This is a genomic window from Oleiphilus sp. HI0117 (assembly GCF_001635235.1).
Window position 1 is genome coordinate 1 of record NZ_LWGA01000796.1, and the last position, 5,359, is coordinate 5,359.

General features: G+C 42.8%; 5 protein-coding genes. 3 read left to right on the plus strand and 2 right to left on the minus strand.

Annotated elements, in window-relative coordinates; genetic code table 11:
* A partial coding sequence (locus tag A3757_RS13015; RefSeq protein WP_231878270.1) for a 7TM-DISM domain-containing protein occupies positions 1–661 on the minus strand: 661 nt, incomplete at its 3' end.
* Between the two features lie 276 nt (positions 662–937).
* Between A3757_RS13015 and A3757_RS13020 the strand changes: the two genes are divergently transcribed.
* The 3 genes from A3757_RS13020 to A3757_RS13030 all read left to right on the plus strand — a co-directional run bounded on the left by A3757_RS13020 (position 938) and on the right by A3757_RS13030 (position 3,535).
* On the plus strand, positions 938–1,432 hold the full coding sequence (locus tag A3757_RS13020) for a chemotaxis protein CheW (RefSeq protein ID WP_068506412.1): 495 nt from the start codon (positions 938–940) through the stop codon (positions 1,430–1,432).
* A 94-nt stretch (positions 1,433–1,526) separates the two neighbouring features.
* A complete protein-coding gene (locus A3757_RS13025) occupies positions 1,527–2,384 on the plus strand; it encodes a hypothetical protein (protein ID WP_068506415.1) in 858 nt (285 codons plus the stop codon).
* A 116-nt stretch (positions 2,385–2,500) separates the two neighbouring features.
* Positions 2,501–3,535 (plus strand): AraC family transcriptional regulator, encoded by a 1,035-nt coding sequence (locus A3757_RS13030; RefSeq protein WP_068506419.1) that lies wholly within the window; start codon positions 2,501–2,503, stop codon positions 3,533–3,535.
* Positions 3,536–3,567: 32 nt separating this feature from the next.
* Here A3757_RS13030 and A3757_RS13035 read toward each other — a convergent pair.
* A partial coding sequence (locus tag A3757_RS13035; protein WP_231878271.1) for a BatD family protein occupies positions 3,568–5,359 on the minus strand: 1,792 nt, incomplete at its 5' end.

Sequence of the window (5,359 nt, forward strand, 5' to 3'; positions counted from 1 at the left end):
ACATACATAAAACGTAAGAGGCGTAATAAGTATAAACTCTTTCTCCAGCAGAGATGCCAATTACCATGTTGTAGACAAAAGCAAGAATCATCAGTCCAAAACACAAGCCATACACAAGATTTCTACTAGCAAGAAGAGAAAGTTGTGAGTCGTGGTCTCGGATGTTTATGCTGAAATTTAAGACTTGTGAACTCTTGATTTTAAGGAAGGCTAGGCGATGTTCGCGCGGTTTTTCGATAACGAAGGTAAGAAAGGTGGCTGGGAAACTGGCATTGTCACTAGCGTGCCTACCAGCAGCGTGCTTCCAGGTCCAGAGACCGTTTTCATAGATTGCCAATTCGCCATCTAATCCGACATTGGGTGCAAGCTCAATCCAAATTCGATCCGAATCGACAATTCGGGGAAGTTCAATTTTAACCCACATCGTCGCACCGTCAGATGCTTTCCAGTAATCCTCTTCTAAGGCATTTAATTTTGTATAGCCATTCGGGAGAGGTGTCCAGGTGTTATTTGGCGTACCAACGATATCTTCGAGAGAGGCGGAGCTGTTACTATCGAATAGCTGCCAGTAGCGAATGTTTTCTTGCTGCATAAGCTCAGCGTTAGCAAGAAAAGGTGCAGAGGCAAAGAGAATAAGAAGTAAATAGCTTAGGTAATGCATTGGCTTTATGGATGCATGGTTTAACTGGTTTTCCAGTCGATAATATTAAGTTCGCAAGGACACTCATCTTACCACCTTTCAAGAGCTTCGCGTAGCATGTAGAGCCTAAAATAGACTACAAATACATCAGATTTGATAAAGAGTTTGAGAAAAGAGAGATAAAAGTTGGACAGAATGTCGATTGGCTGCTACCACTTTAAATTATATAGCGAATTTTGATGTGCTAAATATTAGTAAGTTTAGGTTTTCATGGGATTTTTTTGCACAGAGGGTTTTATGGATAAAAATGAATATTTGGTCGCTAGGGTTGGTCATATCAGATTGGCGGTTTATTGTCGCGATGTTGAGAATGTTTTTTCTGGAAACTACAGCTTGGTAAAGCTGTTTTATCAGGGCGACTTTTTTCGGGGCATGACTACTATAAATGGACAGATCATGCAGGTTCTTGATTTGCGTCGTCGTATTGGGATGGAGCAGTGTCTTAAGGGAGAACAGTTAACATTGGTTAGCTTTAATACCGGGGGCTCAAACAGTATCGCTGTAGTAGTTGACGAAATTTTAGGAATGCAAAGAATTGAGTCTGACTCAATTATAACAAATGAAAAATACTTCGATAGCCGTGCCAATAATATTGGCTTGTTGTTTCCAACTGTCGCTTTAATGCCGAGCAAGTGTGGTGTTAGTAAAGAGTTGATACACATCCTCGACTCAACGTACCTTGATAAGACGGAACCCATTATTGAAGAGGCTGGAGAGCTCGAGCTTTTTTAAGGATTTTACCTTTTGCAAATGGAAAAGCTGGTGTTTGCTGCTAATGTTATATGCAACCTTCCATTTAATTTGACGATAAAGTAAAACAAAAAACATGCGACAAAGTGACCTGATTGACATCTTGCTGGTTTCATCCGATTTTATTTTTTTAAGTACCGATAAACACGGTAAGATTACTACTGTTACCCCTGCGTGTAGAGATGTTATCAAAAAGCAAGAGGGTGAGGTTGAAGGTAAGATGCTCGACGAAATTGTACCTGAGCTGGCATTTTACCCCCAAGCTGAGTTTGAAATTGTTCAACCTCGGGGCGGCCTCGAATTAATGCTTGATGATGAAGACTGTGATCAGGGTTGTGAATATATGGAGTTTCTTGCATCCCAAACGCAAGACGATGGCCGCTTCGAAATAGAGACAACGATTGAAGGTCAGCAAGCTTGGTTGTCGATGGTGACAAACAAAGTGCTTGTTGATGACGAAATCATTTTTACCGTGATGATCCGGGATATTACTCGACGAAAGCTTGATGAAAAGGAGATCCTAGATCTCAATCAAAACCTCGAAGCTCGCGTAGAATCGAGAACGGAACAAATTAAAAATGTAGTGATGTCATGTAGTAGTGAACTTAGTCAGGTTAACGAAACCTACCAGGCCATGAAAGAACAGCAAATGGGCATAATGGAAAATGTTGAAAAAGCAGTTCTTGAAGGTGCTGAAGGCTTGAGTGAGGTCCAGCAAGGACAGATCCGTGAAGCGATTAGTGGTGAGCTTGTTAAGTGTATGAACCTCTACTCTGAAGATCAGATTACCGATCAGAAGTTTATGTTGACGATGATGTCATTAAATGAACTCTTTGGTAGTTTATCTCCCGAGGATCAAAACTTACGCCCCGACCAGTTATCTGGAACTAACCAAGATGAAGTTGATGACCTACTAAGTTCCTTGGGTATTTAGTCGCAATACCCTCTTATCTTTCTGATAAAGGGGGAGCTCTTCTTGCTTCCCCTAAGTTCTTGACTCTTGCCATATTTTTTGACAGATTGACCTTATCCGGACCAGTCTGAGCTCTCATGTCTCCCAACTTAAGTATTCCTATAGCGCTTGTCGATGCTTTCTTTTTTGCTGCTAAGCGAAGAAATATTAATTTGCACTCGATTTTTGCGAGTGTTGATCTCGATTATGACAAGTTTCAGTTGGATATGGGAAAAGACCCATTACAGCGTATTGATTTGAACTATGTAGACCCTTTGCTCCACTCACTTTGGTCTGAGTTGGGCGATGAAGCAAGTGGCTTCGTCGAAAAGCCACTTAAAATCGGCACGTTTAGCATGATGTGCCACGCTATAATTACTGCAACTAGCTTGCGGCATGCCTTGCTTAGAGCGAGTAAGTTTATAGGTCTGTTTGGCGATGAACTATCGATTAACTTGCTTGAACTAGAAGGCGAAGCGCATCTGGAAATCAAGTTTTCGAATGACTTGGGCTTTGATGAGGTATTTCTAATTACTTCGCTCTATATAATCTGGATTCGTCTGTCGTGTTGGTTGATTGAAAGGCCGATACTACTTGAGCGAATTGAGTTTACTTTCGCAAGGCCTCTATTCCATGAAGAGTACAAGTTAATGTTTCCTTGCCGAGTTGCTTTCTCTCAGGGGCAAAACCGGGTTGTGTTCAACAGCAAGTATTTAGATCTACCGGTTGTTCAGAATGATAGTACCTTAGCGCCATTTTTGAAAAATGCGCCGGCATCGCTACTAAAACAATTTCGTTCAGATGACAGTGTTACTGCGCAGATAAAAAGAATTCTATTGAGTCGTATGGGTGGCAGCTTGGAGATCGAGAATCTTAGCTTTGATCTTGTAGCCAGTGAGTTACATTTAACTACCCACACCGCTCGGCGACGCCTTAAAGATGAGGGTAGTTCATTTAAAGAAATAAAAGACAGTATTCGTCGGGATCAGGCTTTGGTGTTGCTGGCCAAGGCAAACCTGAGTATTAATGACGTTGCTTTGCAGCTCGGCTTTTCAGAAGCAGCAGCATTCAATCGCGCCTTCAAAAAGTGGACAGGGCAAACGCCTGGCGCCTGCCGTGAGCAGCATCGATAGCTGGCTTTCTGGGCTAAGTTTGTCTGGCTGTGCTACTGCGGGTAGAACGGTGGCAAAGAAGCATTGTCTTTGCCTTTCAGGCCGGGTGCTGTTTTAGTGTATTTTTTTAATGCTTCAAGTAAGGCTTGCTGGTCATAGGTCTGAGTTGCATTTTTACTGTAACGATCGTTCTCGAATGCTAATAGTTCGGCAGCAAGCGACTCATCTAAAGCTTTCAGCGAACGCAAGGTAATGGGGGCTGACTTAACGGTGTTTTGTTTTCGCTGGCTCTCGATCCAAGCTAGTACAAGCTTCGGTATGTCACTCGACCCCTTTCTAATTGCTTCAATTAATTGTTTGTAGCTGAGTTCTGAAGTAGTAGAGTCGGGAGCTTGTATCGAGATTAGTTTATTTAAGTCTTGCTTTACTTGCTTCAGTCGTAGAAGTAGGAACAAACTCGTTAGAAGCCAACCAAAGGCGAGTAGTGCGATTATCGCTAGCAAGGCATGCTGATTGCTCTCATTGTGCTTAGGCTCTGTATTTTTAGCTGTGCTTTCTATCTCGGACTCTTGGTTGGGTGTTGCTTTTCCATCATCAGTTAAGTCGATGCTGGAGGGCTGCTCATTCTTTTGAGTTTGGTTTACAGCGCCCGGTTTGATGATGATTGTTCGCTCCGGGAGTGTAGCAATACGCTCAACATCGTTGACTGTATCCCACCAAGGTATGCGTATTTCCGGTAGCGTAATTTCGCCTTGTTTGATGGCAATATATGTTGTTGCGTCCTTTCGTATGGCATATGAGCCGCCTTCGTGAGCTTGTGATTCAACAGACGGTTTATCGGGGTATGACTTAACCCGTTCATTTGATACCGCGGGTATTGGGGGAAGGGCTGACCCAAGTAAACCTAAAGCAGAGGTGGTGATTTCATGCGTAAATGCATCACCGATTGATAGTTCGAGCTGCTCATCTTGCCATTTTTCACTTAAATGCAGGCTCTTTGCTGGTAACCAGTGTTGACCAGTAAAATTGGGGTTCGGCTGTGCTATATTCACTTGAACAGCATCCGATATTTCCGAGACACGTATGCGTCTACGTTGATAGCTGTCGATAAGCACACCGTTGAAGGCTAAACCATCGATATAGAGAGCACCACTTTTTTGAGGATAGATTAGGTACTTTCGTTCAATGACCTCATAGCGTTGGTTATAAGCCATACGATAGTATTTATTTTCCTCGCCAAAAGGTTCAATGATGGCATTGCTTGTGGCGGGCTCACTTAAATTTCCGCTACTAAGCCTTCCTAAGGAAAATAAGCGAACGGTATATTGGATTTGTTCCTGAACGTAAACATCTGATTTGTCTGTTTCAACTTCAATAAAAACAGGGGGAGGGTTGTCCGCGTCGATGGGTGCTTTACCCTCCACAACCTCTATAACAATAGCTTCAGATTTGGCTCCTTGTAGTATTGCCTGAGGAATAGTTAGTGTACCGGCCTGCTTTGGGCTAAGCGTATAGTTCCATGTAACTTCGGTTGTTGTATCGCCATTAATGGAGCGCATACTATAATTCTGCTGGCGATCAAGGATCTCAAAGCTATCTTCAAGCCCTTTAATTGTTGGCGCTTCAATCTGGTTTCGCCCAAAGCTCATTAAGCCGCCCAGGCTAAAGTCGATATCCACATTCCCCTGAAGCTTAAGGTTGAAGCTCTCATTGAGATATACTTTATTCCTGTCAACACTGGCACTAAGGGATGTGTTGGCAAGGCTAAGCTGACTAAGTAGGCAAAGTGTTAGTAAGCTAAGCAGCTTACTAAGCATATTGTGATGTTTGTGTGGATAGCCTTTA